Source organism: Flavobacterium sp. ARAG 55.4 (genome assembly GCF_051846875.1).
Taxonomy (GTDB): Bacteria; Bacteroidota; Bacteroidia; order Flavobacteriales; family Flavobacteriaceae; genus Flavobacterium; species Flavobacterium plantiphilum.
In genome coordinates this window covers 58,186-74,944 of record NZ_JBPYCT010000008.1, presented here as the reverse complement: position 1 = coordinate 74,944, position 16,759 = coordinate 58,186, and the positions used below count along the sequence as shown (strand labels likewise).

The 16,759-nt window shown below is 34.3% G+C and carries 13 protein-coding genes; 5 read left to right on the top strand and 8 right to left on the bottom strand.

The window, feature by feature from the left end:
• The first annotated feature begins 25 nt into the window (after positions 1–25).
• Positions 26–1,678, top strand: a complete 1,653-nt coding sequence (locus ACSV4D_RS10450) for an Ig-like domain-containing protein (protein WP_439228237.1) — start codon at positions 26–28, stop codon at positions 1,676–1,678.
• On the opposite strand, the gene ACSV4D_RS10445 is transcribed toward ACSV4D_RS10450, so the two are convergent.
• The 4 genes from ACSV4D_RS10445 to ACSV4D_RS10430 all read right to left on the bottom strand — a co-directional run bounded on the left by ACSV4D_RS10445 (position 1,675) and on the right by ACSV4D_RS10430 (position 6,116).
• Positions 1,675–2,439: an amidohydrolase gene (locus ACSV4D_RS10445; RefSeq protein ID WP_439228236.1), complete on the bottom strand. Its 765-nt coding sequence runs from the start codon at positions 2,437–2,439 to the stop codon at positions 1,675–1,677. The genes ACSV4D_RS10450 and ACSV4D_RS10445 overlap by 4 nt on opposite strands.
• A gap of 170 nt (positions 2,440–2,609) precedes the next feature.
• Positions 2,610–3,356, bottom strand: coding sequence for a succinate dehydrogenase/fumarate reductase iron-sulfur subunit (locus ACSV4D_RS10440; RefSeq protein WP_408079938.1), 747 nt, complete (start codon positions 3,354–3,356; stop codon positions 2,610–2,612).
• Positions 3,357–3,437: 81 nt separating this feature from the next.
• Positions 3,438–5,438 (bottom strand): fumarate reductase/succinate dehydrogenase flavoprotein subunit, encoded by a 2,001-nt coding sequence (locus tag ACSV4D_RS10435; protein ID WP_408079940.1) that lies wholly within the window; start codon positions 5,436–5,438, stop codon positions 3,438–3,440.
• Positions 5,439–5,450: 12 nt separating this feature from the next.
• Positions 5,451–6,116: a succinate dehydrogenase cytochrome b subunit gene (locus ACSV4D_RS10430; protein WP_408079942.1), complete on the bottom strand. Its 666-nt coding sequence runs from the start codon at positions 6,114–6,116 to the stop codon at positions 5,451–5,453.
• A gap of 369 nt (positions 6,117–6,485) precedes the next feature.
• Here ACSV4D_RS10430 and ACSV4D_RS10425 point away from each other — a divergent pair, with 369 nt between their 5' ends.
• The 3 genes from ACSV4D_RS10425 to ACSV4D_RS10415 all read left to right on the top strand — a co-directional run bounded on the left by ACSV4D_RS10425 (position 6,486) and on the right by ACSV4D_RS10415 (position 10,358).
• On the top strand, positions 6,486–7,847 hold the full coding sequence (locus ACSV4D_RS10425) for a hydroxymethylglutaryl-CoA synthase family protein (RefSeq protein ID WP_439228235.1): 1,362 nt from the start codon (positions 6,486–6,488) through the stop codon (positions 7,845–7,847).
• A 138-nt stretch (positions 7,848–7,985) separates the two neighbouring features.
• On the top strand, positions 7,986–9,278 hold the full coding sequence (locus ACSV4D_RS10420; protein ID WP_439228234.1) for an aminopeptidase P family protein: 1,293 nt from the start codon (positions 7,986–7,988) through the stop codon (positions 9,276–9,278).
• Positions 9,279–9,557: 279 nt separating this feature from the next.
• Positions 9,558–10,358: a TIGR00266 family protein gene (locus ACSV4D_RS10415; RefSeq protein ID WP_439228233.1), complete on the top strand. Its 801-nt coding sequence runs from the start codon at positions 9,558–9,560 to the stop codon at positions 10,356–10,358.
• A gap of 70 nt (positions 10,359–10,428) precedes the next feature.
• On the opposite strand, the gene ACSV4D_RS10410 is transcribed toward ACSV4D_RS10415, so the two are convergent.
• From ACSV4D_RS10410 to ACSV4D_RS10400, 3 genes are all read right to left on the bottom strand, one after another.
• Complete coding sequence (locus ACSV4D_RS10410) at positions 10,429–11,658, bottom strand: AbiH family protein (protein ID WP_439228232.1); 1,230 nt, start codon at positions 11,656–11,658, stop codon at positions 10,429–10,431.
• 276 nt (positions 11,659–11,934) lie between these two features.
• The gene (locus tag ACSV4D_RS10405) at positions 11,935–12,453 is read right to left on the bottom strand and encodes a ferritin (RefSeq protein WP_408079950.1); all 519 of its coding nucleotides are present in this window, start codon (positions 12,451–12,453) and stop codon (positions 11,935–11,937) included.
• An 85-nt stretch (positions 12,454–12,538) separates the two neighbouring features.
• Complete coding sequence (locus ACSV4D_RS10400) at positions 12,539–12,898, bottom strand: hypothetical protein (RefSeq protein ID WP_408079952.1); 360 nt, start codon at positions 12,896–12,898, stop codon at positions 12,539–12,541.
• Between the two features lie 186 nt (positions 12,899–13,084).
• Here ACSV4D_RS10400 and ACSV4D_RS10395 point away from each other — a divergent pair, with 186 nt between their 5' ends.
• Entirely contained in the window at positions 13,085–13,867 is a 783-nt protein-coding gene (locus ACSV4D_RS10395) for an alpha/beta fold hydrolase (RefSeq protein ID WP_439228231.1), read from the top strand.
• A gap of 124 nt (positions 13,868–13,991) precedes the next feature.
• Here the strand turns inward: ACSV4D_RS10395 and ACSV4D_RS10390 are convergent, their stop codons facing one another.
• A complete protein-coding gene (locus tag ACSV4D_RS10390; RefSeq protein ID WP_439228230.1) occupies positions 13,992–16,754 on the bottom strand; it encodes a PD-(D/E)XK nuclease family protein in 2,763 nt (920 codons plus the stop codon).
• Between the last annotated feature and the right edge of the window lie 5 nt (positions 16,755–16,759).

Genomic DNA, 16,759 nt, shown 5'->3' with positions numbered 1-16,759 from the left:
TTGTAAATTCTAAATTCTGAAATTCATGTTGCAAAACAAATTAAAATACATCCTGATAATACTGGCAATAATTATGGCAAGCTGTGCCAAAAGAGGAAGTATCACCGGCGGCTTAAAAGACACTATTCCCCCTGCCTTAAGCACTAGTTTCCCTGCGAACTACAGCACCAATTTCAAAGAAAAACAAATCAAATTAGAGTTTGATGAAATTGTTATCCTGAAAGGAATCCGAAAACAATTGGTGATTTCGCCGCCTATGAAATACGAACCACTTATTATTCCTACCACTGCCAGCAGAACAATTATAATAAAATTAAAAGACACTTTAAAACCAAACACTACCTATAGTTTTAATTTTGGACAAAGTGTAACCGACAACAACGAAGGAAATCCTCTAAACCAGTTTAAATATGTGTTTTCTACAGGAACTTACATCGACTCTCTGGCACTTAACGGAAAAGTAAAATATGCTTATGAAAAAGAGCCTGAATCTTTTATTTCGGTAATGCTTTATGAAATAAATGATACCTATAATGATTCTGTTATTTATAAAGAAAGCCCCAGATATATTACCAATACTTTAGATAGTTTAAAAACCTTTCGTTTAGAGAACTTAAAAGCGGGAAAATATAAATTAATTGCTATAAAAGACCTGAACAACAATAATAAATTTGACCCAAAAACTGAAAAAATTGGTTTTTTTAAAGATTTCATTACGGTTCCCAACGACACCATATTTGAGTTAGAGCTTTTTCAGGAGAACAATGCTTTTAAAGCCTTTAAACCCACACAGGAAACAGCAAACAGATTGTTAATGAGGTATGAAGGAGCCGTTACACAAACGGAAATGAGGCCAAAAGTGGTTCTGAAAAACAAAAACCAGATACTATCCAATATTGTGACAAAACTCCCAAAGAAAGATTCACTCCAAATTTGGTTTAAACCCATTAAAACAGATTCTTTAAAAGTAGAAGTCTCACAGGAAAACTACAATAGAGATTTTATTGTAAAAATAAGAAATCCTAAAAAGGACAGTTTAACCATCAGTTCAATAAATCCAGCAGGTTTTAACGACCGTTTTGCTTTAGAATCTTCCACTCCGTTAGTTCAGTTTGATGAAACAAAAATCAAATTAATCAATACCGATTCAACTGAGGTGAAATTCACCACCAATTATGATGAATTCAATCAAAAATTGTTCTTTGACTTTCAAAAAGAAGTGGCTCAAAAATACAGTTTCAACATCCTTCCAGGTGCATTAACTGATTTTTTTGACCAGACCAATGACACTTTGAATTATCAAATAAGCACTAAATCCCTCGAAGATTATGGAAATCTGAAAGTAAAATTAGAAAACGTAAAATCATTTCCTGTTATTATAGAATTATTAAAATCCACCGGTGACGTTGTTACCAGCGAATATGTTAATGAAAATACCACAATAAATTTCAAACTTTTAGATCCCGCACAATTTTCCCTTCGTGCTATATATGACACTAATAAAAATAGGCGTTATGATCCGGGAAATTTTCTGGAAAAAAGATATGCTGAAGAAGTGATTTATTTCTCTGGAGAAATTGATGTACGGGCTAATTGGGATGTCGAGCAGACTTTTGATCTGAGCATTCCTTATACCCCACCTAAAAAAGATTTAACGAAAAAGAAAACGACAAATTAAGTCAATTGAAACGAATCTTTATCGTTTAAGAAACCAAATCTTTGACGCGTTTCAATTAGTTTGTCTTTATCTAAAGTAGCCACAAAAACAGCCTCTGTTTCTTGTGGCTTTATTATATAATCTCCCAACGAATCCAACAACTGAGAATGTCCTGAATACGGATGCGCATTTCCATCAATACCCACTCTGTTTACAGCCGCAACATAACTCATATTTTCAATAGCACGCGCTTTTAATAAAGCATCCCAGGCATTCACTCTTTTTTCAGGCCAACTGGCAACATACAAAAGCAAATCATAATTCTCTGTATTTCTGGAAAATACCGGAAAACGCAAATCATAACATACCATAGGACAAATTTTCCAACCCAGAAACTCCACAATTAATTTCTGTCTGCCAGCCGTGTACACTTTGTCTTCTCCGGCTAGTGTAAACAAATGTTTTTTATCATAAAACTGAATTTCGCCCGTAGGATATACAAACAACATTCTGTTATAAAAACTCCCCGCTTCTTCAATCACTACACTGCCTGTTATGGCTGTATTTCTGGCTTTCGCCAAGGATTGCATCCAAGCCACAGTTTCGCCTTGCATCGTTTCAGCAACAACACTAGGATTCATCGTAAAGCCCGTAGAAAACATTTCAGGAAGCACAATCAAATCAACTGATTCATTAATTCCATTGATTTTTTCTTCGAAGGAATTCCGATTAGCTTTTGGGTTTTCCCAAACTAAAGAAGATTGAATAAGTGCGATTTTCATAAAAAAGTTGTTTCACAAAGTTACGGAAAGATAAAAAAGATTAGTAACAAATGGGCAAAAACAAAAAAACGCATCCAAATGAATGAATGCGTTTTTTTTAAAACTATTTGTCTTTAAGCTTTCGACTTTAAGACATTTGACTTTAAGACATTTGACTTTATAACTAGTTATTATCCTTTGATACTTGCCGCCAGATATTCTCTGTTCATACGAGCAATATTCTCAAGAGAAATTCCTTTTGGACATTCAATTTCGCAGGCTCCGGTATTTGTACAGTTACCAAAACCTTCTTCGTCCATTTGTTTTACCATGTTCAATACACGGTCAGTAGCTTCTACTCTACCTTGTGGTAACAAAGCATATTGAGAAACCTTGGCTGAAACGAATAACATAGCTGAAGAGTTTTTACAACTCGCTACACAAGCTCCGCAACCAATACAAGTTGCTGCATCAAAAGCTTTGTCTGCATCATCTTTGTTTACAGGAATGGTATTCGCATCAATAGTGTTTCCAGATGTGTTAACTGAGATAAATCCTCCTGCATGCTGGATTCTGTCAAAAGAACTCCTGTCAACCACTAAATCTTTCACAACCGGGAAAGCTGCTGCACGGAATGGCTCGATAGTAATGGTATCTCCATCTTTGAACATACGCATGTGCAATTGACAAGTGGTTACGCCTCTGTCAGGACCGTGCGCTTCACCGTTGATGAATAAAGAACACATTCCGCAAATTCCTTCGCGACAATCGTGGTCAAAAGCTACCGGTTCTTCACCAGCATTGATTTGTTGTTCATTGAATACGTCAAGCATTTCAAGGAATGACATATCAGGCTCAATTCCGTCGATTTTATAATCAACCATTGCTCCTTTATCCTGGGCGTTTTTCTGACGCCATATTTTTAATGTAAGTTTCATATCTTTTTAGTTTGAAAGTCTTAAAATCAAAAGTCGAAATCTTTACTTTAAGACTTTTGACTTTCGACTTTTGACAAAATTCTATTTGTAACTTCTTTGAACTAATTTAATGTTTTCGTAAACCAGAGGTTCTTTGTGTAATACTGCGTCACTTGGTTTTCCTTTGTATTCCCAAGCAGCAACATAAGCAAAGTTCTCATCATCACGCAATGCTTCTCCTTCTTCTGTTTGGTATTCCTCACGGAAGTGACCACCACAGGATTCATTACGGTGTAAAGCATCTTTCGCAAACAATTCTCCTAATTCTAAGAAATCGGCAACACGAATTGCTTTTTCTAATTCCTGGTTGAATCCTTTATCAGTTCCGGGAACTCTTACATCTTTATAAAACTCTTCACGTAAAGCAGCGATTTCAACGATAGCCTCGTTTAATCCTTTTTCGTTACGAGCCATACCTACTTTATCCCACATAATTTTACCTAATTTTTTGTGGAAATGGTCTACTGAATGCGTTCCTTTATTATTCATAAATTTAGCAATCAATTCTTTTACATTATTTTCAGCTTCAGCAAATTCAGGTCGGTCTGTAGAGATAGGTCCCATTTTGATATCCGGTGCTAAATAATCTCCAATAGTATAAGGCAATACAAAGTATCCATCAGCCAACCCCTGCATTAAAGCAGAAGCTCCTAAACGGTTTGCTCCGTGATCAGAGAAATTAGACTCTCCAATAGAGAAACAACCCGGAATTGTAGTCATCAGATTATAATCAACCCATGTTCCACCCATAGTATAGTGAACCGCTGGGTAAATCATCATTGGCGAAGTATATGGATCCTCATCAACAATTTTATAATACATTTGGAATAAGTTCCCGTATTTACTTCTAACAATATCAGTACCTAATTTAGTTACTAATTGTTTATCGTTTTCGTCTAATCCTTTTACGTGAGCTTGCTCTTTTCCGTATCGTTGAATGGCTGCTGCAAAATCCAAGTAAACAGCTTCTCCCGTTTTGTTTACACCAAAACCGGCATCACATCTTTCTTTAGCAGCACGAGATGCTACGTCACGAGGCACTAAGTTACCAAAAGCAGGATATCTTCTTTCTAAGAAATAATCTCTGTCTGCTTCAGCAATATCAGTTGCTTTTTTCTTTCCTTCACGAATAGCCTGAGCATCTTCTAATTTTGCAGGAACCCAGATACGTCCGTCATTACGAAGCGATTCAGACATCAACGTTAATTTGGATTGGTGATCTCCTGAAACCGGAATACAGGTTGGATGAATTTGTGTATAACAAGGGTTTGCAAAGAAAGCTCCTTTTTTGTGGATTTTCCATGCTGCAGTAGCATTAGAACCCATTGCATTAGTTGACAAGAAGAAAACGTTTCCGTATCCTCCGGAAGCAATAACAACAGCGTGAGCTGAATGTCTTTCAATTTCACCTGTAATCAGGTTACGGGCGATAATTCCTCTTGCTTTTCCATCAATAATTACTAATTCTAGCATTTCATGACGGTTGTACATTTTAATTTTTCCACGACCAATCTGACGGTTCATTGCCGAATAAGCTCCTAACAATAATTGTTGTCCTGTTTGACCTTGCGCATAAAATGTACGGGAAACCAAAGTTCCTCCAAAAGAACGGTTGTCTAATAATCCACCATATTCACGAGCCAATGGCACCCCTTGAGCCACACACTGGTCAATAATATTTGATGAAACTTCAGCCAAACGGTGTACGTTTGCCTCACGTGCACGGTAATCTCCTCCTTTTACAGTATCGTAGAATAATCTGTAAACTGAGTCACCGTCACCTTTATAATTTTTTGCCGCGTTGATTCCTCCTTGTGCAGCAATAGAGTGCGCACGACGTGGTGAATCTTGGAAACAAAATGCTTTTACGTTATATCCTAATTCTGCTAAAGTAGCAGCTGCAGAACCTCCAGCTAATCCTGTTCCAACAACAATAATATCTAAATTACGTTTGTTAGCCGGGTTTACTAAATTAATATGATCTTTATAATTTGTCCATTTGTCCGCAATTGGACCATTTGGGATTTTTGAATCTAATGCCATTATAATTGAATATTAATGATTGAAATGATGAAATAATGCAATAAATACGAATCCTAAAGGAACGACTACAGAAAACCATAATCCAAAATTCCTCATCCCTTTTGTGTATTTATTATTTGCTCCTACTGATTGAAAAGAAGAACTAAATCCGTGACGTAAGTGTAATGACAACAATATAAATGACAGGCAATACAAAGCAGTACGCACCGGATCAACAAATTTTTCAGCTAATTCATGAGCATATCTTGTTTCATCAGCCGGATTAAATTCTACATACTTATATATCATTTCCGGAAACCAGAAATCATAAAAGTGCAATGCTAAAAAAGCTAAAATAACAGACCCGGAAATAATCATGTTACGTGATGCCCAACTTGCATTAGCAGCACCATTAAAGCTTGCGTAACCTACAGGTCTTGCTTTTTTGTTTTGAATATCCAATACAAATCCCATGATAAAGTGAAAAACAACACCTACAATAAGAATGGGCTGAATAACAAACTGAACCAAAGGATTCAATCCCATAAAATGAGAAATCGAATTAAAAACATCAGAACTGAAAACTGACATCATATTAATAAAAAAATGCTGTGCTAGAAACAACATCAAAAAAAGTCCTGAAAGGCCCATAGCTGCTTTTTTTGCTATTGACGATTTCAATAATCCAGATTTTGCCATAATATTTTAGAATATAATTTAAAAAGTACACAAAAATAAATCAATTAGTAACGAACTACAACCTTTTCGTTCTTATTTAGAAACATTATAAAGTTTTCAACAAAAACAACTGTCCATTTACAAAAACAAAACCACAAATTACTGTATTTCAGAAGTTTAAAAAATTTAAAACATAACTCCACTTAAAAAAATCCTCAAAAACCGATTAATAATTATTATTCAAAAGCCAAAAAAATACATATTTGATAATTTTTACCATACATCCTTTTAAAATCAACAAAAAACACAAAAACACACTATTTTGTGTAGTTAAAAAAACTGCTTTTCCAATAGGGGATTTTATCTTTGCTTCTTCATAAAAAAAGGAACATGAAAACAGGAATCGACGCACTATCTTTTGATGTAGCTAAAATACATTTACCTATAAAAACATTGGCTGAAGCCAGAAACATAGAGCCTGAAAAACTGGAAAAGGGATTAGGACTTATTAAAATGACCCTGCCGGACGTGCATCAGGACAGTGTAGTTTTTGCTGCAAACGCTTTAACAAGACTAATTGAAGACCACTCTGTTAATTTAGATGAAATTGCCCGAATTTATGTAGGAACTGAAAGCAGCATCGATAATGCTAAACCTATAGGTTCCTTTCTGGTAGATTTAATGGAACAAAAATTTGGCGAAAATACTTTAGCCGGATGCGACGTTGTCGATTTTACCTTTGCCTGTATCGGTGGGGTAGATGCGATGCAAAACTGCCTTGACTTTATCAAACTAAATCCCGATAAAAAAGCAATTGTTGTCACTACTGATTTTGCTAAATATGATTTAAATTCCACAGGAGAGTATACTCAGGGCGCAGGTGCAACAGCAATGCTAATAACTGTAAATCCCCGAATTATAGCTTTCGAAAACAATTGGGCAACCAACACCAAAGGTGTTTTTGACTTCTTCAAACCCCACAGAACTATTTCTAAAGAAGCCATTACAGGAAATAAAAATAACGAGGTCTGGTTTGATAATCTGGAAGCCGAAATCGAAATCCACAAAGACCAGCCTGTTTTTGACGGACAATATTCGAATCAATGCTATATGGACAGAACCCGAAATGCATATTTTTCATTTAAAAAACTAAAAAATACCTCCGAAACACTTTATAATTCCTGGAGCAGCATCATTATGCACTTGCCTTATGCGTTCCAAGGCCGCAGAATGCTCTCAGAGATATATGCTTTAGACGCTAAAAACACTGTTATATCCGGCAATGAAACTCCGGCAGAATACCAGACTAAACTGAAAGAAACCAGCAAAACACCTGAGTACAAAAATTTTGTGGCAGAAAAATTAGTGCCCGCTGAATTAGCTTCTTCACTAATTGGTAATTTATACACCGGTTCGATTTTTATGGGATTCCTTTCGACTTTAGCGCATTTTTATGATTCAGAAAAAGAAATCGCAGGCAACACTTTTGGATTTCTTGCTTACGGAAGTGGTTCCAAATCGAAAGTATTCGAAGGAATTATTCAGGATCAATGGAAATTAGCGGTATCCGTTGTTAATCTTTTCGAAACCCTGAACAAAAGCTTTGAAATTGATTTTGAAACGTATGAGAAACTGCATAAAAAAGAGCAGAAACAGAGTATCCAAACGCCGAAAAAAGAATGGATACTGGAGCGAATCGAAAACATAAATCCAAATTTATTAGGTGCACGTTATTATAAATGGATTGATTAAACTTTCATACCTAAACTATCCGGCCGGAGTATTTATTTACTCCGGCCTTTTTTTATAGCAAAACTTTAAGAATTCTAAACCCGCAAGCTTCCCAAAAATTACTAATTTAGATGTTGTAAATCCAGAATCCATACCAATATGAAATATCATCAAATCAGCAACAGCCTTTTTATTAAAAACCGTAAAAAATTTACGGCTCAGATGAAACCTAAAAGTGTTGCTATTTTCAATTCAAACGATGTTTATCCTGTAAGTGCCGACAGTACGTTGCCGTTTGCGCAACATCGAGATATTTTTTATTTAAGCGGAATCGATCAGGAAGAAAGTATTTTGCTGCTTTTTCCTGATGCACCATATGAACATCAGAAAGAAATATTGTTTCTAAAAGAAACCAGTGAATTAATCGCCATTTGGGAAGGTGAAAAACTAACAAAAAAACGTGCTTTTGAAATTTCAGGAATAAAAACCGTACACTGGTTGCAAGATTTTGAAAAAGTATTGGCTGAATTAATGTCTTATTCTGAAATTATTTATATCAATACTAACGAACATTATCGTGCCACAATTGAAACTGAAACCCGCGAAGCCCGATTTGTAAAATGGTGGAAAGAAAAATACCCTGCACATCAGGTAGCCAAAAGCAATCCTATTTTACAAAGGCTGCGTTCCGTAAAGGAAAGCGAAGAAATCGATTTGATTCAGCATGCCTGTAATATTACGGAAAAAGGATTCAGACGCCTTCTGGAGTTTGTAAAACCAAATGTCATGGAATACGAAATCGAAGCTGAATTGATTCACGAATTCATTCGCAATCGTTCCAAAGGCTTTGCCTACACTCCTATTATTGCCTCAGGGAATAATGCCAATGTGTTACATTATATAGAAAACAACCAGCAATGCAAAGCAGGTGATTTGATATTGCTTGACGTTGCTGCCGAATACGGGAATTATTCCAGCGATTTAACCCGTACCATTCCGGTATCGGGACGTTATTCTGACCGACAAAAAGCAGTTTACAATGCCGTTTTAAGAGTAAAAAACGAAGCTACTAAAATGCTGACTCCGGGGACAAACTGGAAACAATACCACGCAGAAGTAGGCAAAATCATGACTTCGGAATTATTAGGATTGGGACTTTTAGACAAAGCCGATGTACAAAATGAAAATCCTGAATGGCCGGCTTACAAAAAATATTTCATGCACGGTACTTCCCATCATATGGGATTGGACACGCACGATTACGGCATTTTAACTGAACCAATGCAAGCCAATATGGTTTTTACCGTAGAACCGGGAATCTACATTCCGGCCGAAGGTTTCGGGATTCGTATTGAGGACGATGTGGTCATTCAGGAAAAAGGAGAACCTTTCAACCTAATGAAAAACATTCCAATTGAAATCGAAGAAATCGAGAGTTTAATGAATTCCTGATTTAGATAAAAGAAGAAAGAAACAAGAGAAAAGACGGTTTGCAGTAATGTGAACCGTTTTTTTTGTATCAAAATTCGATTAAACAAATAACCTACTAACGATTAAACAATAATCATGGCGCATCCCTACGGGTCGGGCTATCCGCTGTATCTTTTATGAATCTCGTTAAAAAACGAGATTCATAAAAGGATGCCGCTGCTATCCCTTGCGCAAAAAGGTTCGCTAAAAATTAATTTACTTTTTTGTAACTTTAACCTTCATTAATCAACAACTACTACAATGCAGGCACACGAAATAGATTACCAGATTTTTGGCGAAGAAATGCAATATGTCGAAATCGAACTCGACCCACAGGAAATAGTCATTGCCGAAGCAGGAAGCTTTATGATGATGGACAACAACATCCGGATGCAAACTATTTTTGGCGATGGTTCTCAGGAACAATCGGGAATTTTTGGCAAACTTTTAAGTGCCGGAAAAAGAGTCCTTACAGGTGAAAGTCTTTTTATGACCGCTTTTATCAATCAAAATTATGGCAAAGCCAAAGTCTCTTTTGCCTCACCTTATCCCGGTAAAATTCTCCCGATTGATTTAACCCAATTCAACGGAAAATTCATTTGCCAGAAAAGTTCGTTTTTATGTGCTGCCAAAGGTGTTGCGGTAGGAATTGAATTTTCAAGAAAATTGGGTCGCGGACTCTTTGGCGGCGAAGGTTTCATCATGCAAAAAATTGAAGGCGACGGAATGGCATTTGTACATTCCGGAGGGACCATGGCCAAGAAAGAATTAAAAGCCGGTGAAATCCTGAAAGTCGACACGGGTTGCATCATAGGATTTACGCAGGAGGTCGATTATGATATAGAATTTATTGGCGGAATTAGAAATTCAGTTTTTGGAGGCGAAGGTTTGTTTTACGCTACACTACGTGGTCCGGGAACGGTGTACATACAATCACTTCCTTTCAGCCGATTAGCCGACAGAATTATTGCCTCAGCACCAAAAGCTGGCGGAGAAAGTCGTGGAGAGGGGAGTTTACTGGGCGGTTTAGGAAATTTACTCGATGGGGATAATCGGTTTTAATAAAATAATTAAAAAAGAGAAAATCATTAATTTATGTAATTTTCTCTTTTTTAAAAATAAAGGTCTTTGTTTAACTCCAAACTGGACCCGTTTGCCTTTTCCCTGTGAGCTTTTTCCTAAATTGTTCTGTAATATTTTCATTACTCAATACTTTAAAATAAAGTCTCCCATCTTTATCAAAATTTACGATTGTATTTTTATCTATTATACTAAAAAGATTATTCAATTTTTGATTATAATCTGCTTCATTTAAATAAAAAACACAAATTCTCGAAAACTTATTATTATCAAGCTTTAAAAATTCAAATAAATCAAAAATATATTCTTTATCAGATGCATCCAGCGAATGTCCAATTATATAAAAAATTGTTTCTTCTAAATTATTTTTAGAATGAGGTAAATTAACAAACTTAGTATTTGTCCTTTTTTTTATTTTCTGATAATACTTTGTAAAACCATATATTTTACTCTTTTTAATTTCATCATTTATTTCACTAACTCCAAGGACTAAATTTTGTCTTTGACAATCTTCATTCATTTTTCCATGCAAATAAACCACTTTTGATTTATCAACATTATATATATTTTCCAAAGTAGGTGTATAATTAAAAGTGTAGATCCCATCCATTAAATGAAAAGGAACTGATGATTTTTGTTTTAGTTCAGGATAAAAGACACTTATAACATCAACTAAATAATGATTAAAAATTATGATAAAAGATTCAAATTCTTTCAACAAATCTTCAATTATTACTTTTAAATCTATTACACTCTTTCTCATGTTTATATATTTCCAATCAAGTCTAAAATAACCAACATTACCAAATAATTCAACAATATTAAATACCTCAAAGTTGGTGTACTTAATTAAAGAATCTTGAAAATCATTTCTCTCAATTTTTTTCTTATCTTGATATTTATTGAATATTTCCAATTGATTCAAAATATTCTCAATTTCTATTTCAAAATCAATCCAAGTATCAATCTCCATAACATTTTTAAAATATTTATACCAAAGATTGGTTTCTAAAAGTTGCTTTATCCTATTTAATTGTTCATGACTAAATTGAATATTTTCAGTATTATAATTTTCTATTATTAAATCGTATTCATACTGATACTTTTTTTTAAACACTTTGCCAAATAATCCCTCAAAAGAAACATCTTTATCGTAGTGAATACCTTCAATTGTCAGCATTATCGAAATAAAATGATGGTATTTCGTCGGTAAATGATGAAATAAATCAAATCCGTTTCCTGTAATTAAAATTTTGCTCATAAATAAAAATACTTTTCTCAAATATACTTACTTTTAGTACAAATAAGAGATTAGATATTTACGCAAAAAAAATTCTTATCAACAAGTTTCAAAACAATCATCAGCGAACAAAACGAAATTGCTAGCCCCGATTGTAGCGACATCCTTTTATCTCGTTTTTTAAGAACGAGATAAAAGATATAGCAAAAAGCGGGTGAAATCATGAATACTACCAGAACTTTCTGCTGCTAAAACACAAAAATCCCTTACTAACTTTTACGTCAGTAAGGGATTTTCAACTTTATTACTTGGTTTTTATTATCCAATTTTAGAAATCTGCACATCTAATGCAAATTTTCCTGTAGCTTCATTTTCGTTGATTAATTCGAAAAGTTCTAAAGCTCTGCGTGCATTTTTCTCTTCTTCTCTTTGCTCCGCTACGTACCACATCATAAAATCTTCTGTAGCATAATCATTTTCAGCTCTGCATTTAGCAATGATTTTATTGATTGCTTTGGTAACCGCAATTTCGTTTTGTAAAGCAATTTCAAATACTTCTCTGAAGGAAGCAAATTCCTGTTGTACTTCGGCAACTGCAGGAGTAATTGCAATTCCGCCCATGTCAGTTATATATTTGAATACTTTTAAAAAGTGTTCGCGCTCTTCTTCTGCCTGTTTGTATAAGTATTCTGCAGTATTTACAAAACCATTTCTGTCTAACCAAGCCGCCATTGCTAAATATTTATTAGAAGCATCGCTCTCAATTTTAGCTTGTAAGTTTAATATTTGTTCAATTCCTTCGGATAACGAAGTGTTTGTTCTTAGTAAATCTTTCATGACTTTTAAATTTAGATAGTAAATTTACAAAAACCTGAAGAAAGAGACTAAATGTACGAGAAATTTGTATTTATTCTAAGTAAAATCAAGCCAGTTCATTAACGGCTAAAATATCGCATAACATGGAATGCAGATTCAAAGTGAATTTAGTTCCATTTAATAATTCTCTAAGCTGAACTATCTCGCAGATATTTAGTTTATGGGAGAAGTTTCTTTTTGTAGTTTCAATCAGCTGTGCATCAGACTGATCAGAAAGATCATAAAGCATATCCAGAATATTAACACTGTTGACTTTTCTTTGAAAAATCAAAAATTCCTGAATTTTATAAGTCGAAAAAGTATCTGCAAAATTAATAATGATACTATTAGTCACATCACACTGGTAACTGTAACCTTTTTCTGTTTCAAATAAAACGTTGGTTGTTAAATCACTTATCTGCTTCATCTTCATAAAATAATTATAGTGCAAATTTATAGAATTAAAATCAATTTTGCTACTAATTAAGACTCATTTAAAATAACAAATATGCTATTTAGCGTTAAAATTAAGCACTGCTAAGAATTTGTTTCCAAATGAACTTTGTATTACTATAGATAAAATTTTAATTTTGCCCTAAATAAACCGCCTCCATTGAAACAAATTCAGTTTAAAAATACCCGCATTTCATATACGGACACCGGCAAGGGAACAGCTATTGTGCTCCTACATGGTTTTTTAGAAAACAAATCGATGTGGAATGCTTTTGTTCCTGAATTTTCTAAAAAAAACCGCATTATCACCATTGATTTATTGGGTCATGGGGAAACGGAATGTATGGGCTATGTACATTCGATGGAAAAAAATGCGGAGATTGTTCATGCTGTTTTAAACGAATTACGCATTCGAAAAGCCATTTTTGTGGGACATTCTATGGGAGGTTATGTGGCTCTGGCTTTCGCCGAAATGTATCCGGATTACATCAAAGGACTGGTTTTACTGAATTCCACTTCGCGAGCAGATAGTGAAGAAAGAAAAGCAAATCGGGATCGCGCAATTAAAGCGGTGAAACAATCATTTTCCAATTTCATTTCGCTTTCTATTGCTAATTTATTTAGCCCAGAAAACCGCGAACGATTGAAAGACCAAATAGAATGGGTTAAAAAAGAAGCCTTAAAAACACCCTTACAAGGTATCGTAGCTTCGCTGGAAGGAATGAAAATAAGAATGGACAGGGAAGTATTACTGCATTTAACACAATATCCAAAAATGCTGATTTTGGGTAAAAAAGACCCTGTTTTACCTTACGAGGAAACCAAAGAACAAATTGAAGAAACAGCGGTTCAACTGGTTACGTTTCCTGACGGACACATGAGTGCTATCGAAAACGAAGCTGAATTAACTAAGGTTTTATTGGAATTTTTTAAGAAGGTGTAATACAACTAATAAATTATACAAATCAGCACAGATTTCTTTCTCTACCTTGTATAATTTCCCTCTTAAGGTTTAATTACTCTTCGTGTACTTTGCGTAAAAACTTTGTGAGCTTTATGGTTAAAAATTAAATCTTTTCTTCAAAAGGAATTTCAGGATTTAAAATTTCCTGTAGCAACAAAACAATTTGTTCCAGATAATTGCTCATGATGTCGGCATTAATAATTTGCTGCACTTCTTTTTCTACTTTCAAATTAAAAGGTAAAAATCCTGATTTCAGATTTTTAAACGAAATAATTCCAGCTTCAATGGATTTTCCGGCAGCTTCTTGCTCGTACATGAACGCATAAGCTAAAACCTGAATGATTTTGTCATTTTTAAGTTCCTGAGTGAGACCGTTCCATATTTTAAGACCCACATTTGCTTTTTCAACTTTTCCGGTTTTATAATCAATAATTCTTATAATCCCGTTGCGTTCTTCAATTCGATCCACATTTCCTTTAATCAATACCGGAAATGGCAAATCAGGATGATTTAAAGTGCGTTCAAATGTTTTCTCTAAAGCGATAATTTTAATTGCATCCCCGGCTTTAATGCATTCTGATTCTACTTTCAGGAAATTAAAAACATTGCGTTTAGCGACTTCAAAAGCCAAAAGATTACGCCCTTTTTTGATTTCACCTTCTTTGTAAACAATTTTAAACTGTTTTAAAACCTCAGCATCTATCAATTTAAAACAATTGTCAATATCGGCTTCTGAAATAAATTTTCCAATAAATGGTTCGTATAAAACTCTTAAAGTTTCATGTATTATCGTTCCAAGTGTATTTAAAGCGATGTTTTCCTCTACCTCTTCCACTTCACGAATACGTAATATTTTCTGGAAATAAAACTGAATCGGATTCCTGATATAACTTGTTAAAGCCGATGGAGAAAATCCCTCTTGGGTAATTACTTTCAATCGCTCCATTACCGCTGGCGATTTTTCAATTACCATTGGCGTATAGGCTGTTTCAGGTAAAACCGAATTGTATATTTCGTGCGACAAATTATGATTATGCTGTTTTTCAACTTCAAGCTGTGTAATAAATCGGCTTTTTTCACCTGCATCAAGCCCTTCGCTTTCGGTATTGTACAGCAAATAAATATTCTTAGCCCGTTGCAACAAATGGTAAAAATGGTAGGTATAAATAGCATCTTTCTCTTTAAAAGTGGGCAAACCTAATTCTCGCTTTACATCATAAGGGATAAAGGAATTTTGCGATTTACCGGCCGGAAATTTACCTTCATTCATTGACGTTACAATTACGGTATCAAAATCCAGAACACGGCTTTCCAATACACCCATAATTTGCAGGCCATTCAATGGTTCTCCTTCAAAAGAAACCTCGGCTAAGTCTATCACTTGCTTATATATAGCATGTAAGGTTTCAATTTTATCAATATGCTGATGCTGTGAATAATAATTAATCAGCTTATTAATCACTTTGAAAATGGCAAAAACAAAGGCTTTGGTAATTTTTTCTTCTTCATTATCATTGCTCAGATTTTCTTTAATAGTCAACAACAGCTTAGAAACAGAGTGTAATACAGCGATAGAACCTGATTCCCATTTTTCGAAAAGCAACAAAAATAAATCACTCGGATTCTGATTAAGTTCGAGTAATTTATGATAACTGACAAATGTGTAATTATTTTTATTGATAACATTTACCAAATCACCGGCTTTAGCATAAGGTTCTACTAAAGGGTGCGTTAAAACATCCAAAACATCTTTATAATACAGTACGTAACTACCGGATTTTCTGGACAATGCATTAGTATGCATTTTAAATAACTTAGCAATCAGAATTTGTGCAGGATTATTTTTACCGGAATATCCCATCGTGATATTCAAAGCACCTACAGTGGAAGGCAAAGAATATAAAAGCGGAACTAATAAATTTTCTTCTCCTAAAACGACAGCTACTTTATCCAGAGTTGCTGTTGGATTCTGCTCAATAATCTCCTCAATAATACTTCCTGAAATTTTAGCCTGACCAATGCTTTTTGGAGTTCCTATAATCTGAATGTTTTTTGACTGAGAAAAATCATCCACTATCCATTCAAAAGGATGTGTTTTATAATGCTTCCAGCTCTCTTTAAACCGACGAAGAAACAATCCTGCATCATGATAAGGGTCATTTAAAAAAGTTATATCGGCATCCCAATAAATTTTGCCTTTATCCAAAGAGATAAGATGCTGGATAATTTTTTCTTCGGAAGCATTCAACGCATTAAATCCGGCGAAAACAAATTGTTTTTGATGAATAGAATTCGAAAAATGATTTAAATTCTCCACAGCTTCACGGTAAATTAATCCCTGATAACCAATTCCTTTTTGAAGTAAATGAGCATATAAAGACTGATAATATAATGGAAGTAATTTCCAGAAATCAATATATTTTTCCAGTAAAGGAGTTTTATTTTCTACTTCTATCCCCCACTTTTTAATATCTTCAATGTCTTTTAAATAAGATAAAACATGGTTTGCATCTAATAAATAACGATCAATCTCATTAAAATCCTGCAATAATGTTTTCGCCCAATTTGCAAACAATTCAAACGATTGTTGATTGGACTTATCAGTAACAGATAAATAAACTTCATAGAATTCAAATAATAATTCTATTGGGTCAACGGCACGAACTCCTGCAATATCCTGAATAAAATCTTCAATACTAATAATCTGAGGAGCAAGAATGTTATTTGCAACTTGTTTTTTTAATGCTTCAATTAAAAAAATCTTCGCTCTTTTATTAGGCAGTACAACTACAGTGTTGACTAGTTTATCAGCATATTTTTCTATTAAAACCTGAGCAATTTTATCTAAGAAAGTATTATTTATCATTTGAT

What these genes read in the sequence shown, in the direction of transcription:
- ACSV4D_RS10430 (WP_408079942.1), bottom strand. Translation starts at nt 6,116, where the DNA reads ATGGCAAAATCTGGATTATTGAAATCGTCAATAGCAAAAAAAGCAGCT.
- ACSV4D_RS10390 (WP_439228230.1), bottom strand. Translation starts at nt 16,754, where the DNA reads ATGATAAATAATACTTTCTTAGATAAAATTGCTCAGGTTTTAATAGAA.
- ACSV4D_RS10415 (WP_439228233.1), top strand. Translation starts at nt 9,558, where the DNA reads ATGCAGGCACACGAAATAGATTACCAGATTTTTGGCGAAGAAATGCAA.
- ACSV4D_RS10425 (WP_439228235.1), top strand. Translation starts at nt 6,486, where the DNA reads ATGAAAACAGGAATCGACGCACTATCTTTTGATGTAGCTAAAATACAT.
- ACSV4D_RS10435 (WP_408079940.1), bottom strand. Translation starts at nt 5,438, where the DNA reads ATGGCATTAGATTCAAAAATCCCAAATGGTCCAATTGCGGACAAATGG.
- ACSV4D_RS10445 (WP_439228236.1), bottom strand. Translation starts at nt 2,439, where the DNA reads ATGAAAATCGCACTTATTCAATCTTCTTTAGTTTGGGAAAACCCAAAA.
- ACSV4D_RS10440 (WP_408079938.1), bottom strand. Translation starts at nt 3,356, where the DNA reads ATGAAACTTACATTAAAAATATGGCGTCAGAAAAACGCCCAGGATAAA.
- ACSV4D_RS10400 (WP_408079952.1), bottom strand. Translation starts at nt 12,898, where the DNA reads ATGAAGCAGATAAGTGATTTAACAACCAACGTTTTATTTGAAACAGAA.
- ACSV4D_RS10405 (WP_408079950.1), bottom strand. Translation starts at nt 12,453, where the DNA reads ATGAAAGATTTACTAAGAACAAACACTTCGTTATCCGAAGGAATTGAA.
- ACSV4D_RS10450 (WP_439228237.1), top strand. Translation starts at nt 26, where the DNA reads ATGTTGCAAAACAAATTAAAATACATCCTGATAATACTGGCAATAATT.
- ACSV4D_RS10420 (WP_439228234.1), top strand. Translation starts at nt 7,986, where the DNA reads ATGAAATATCATCAAATCAGCAACAGCCTTTTTATTAAAAACCGTAAA.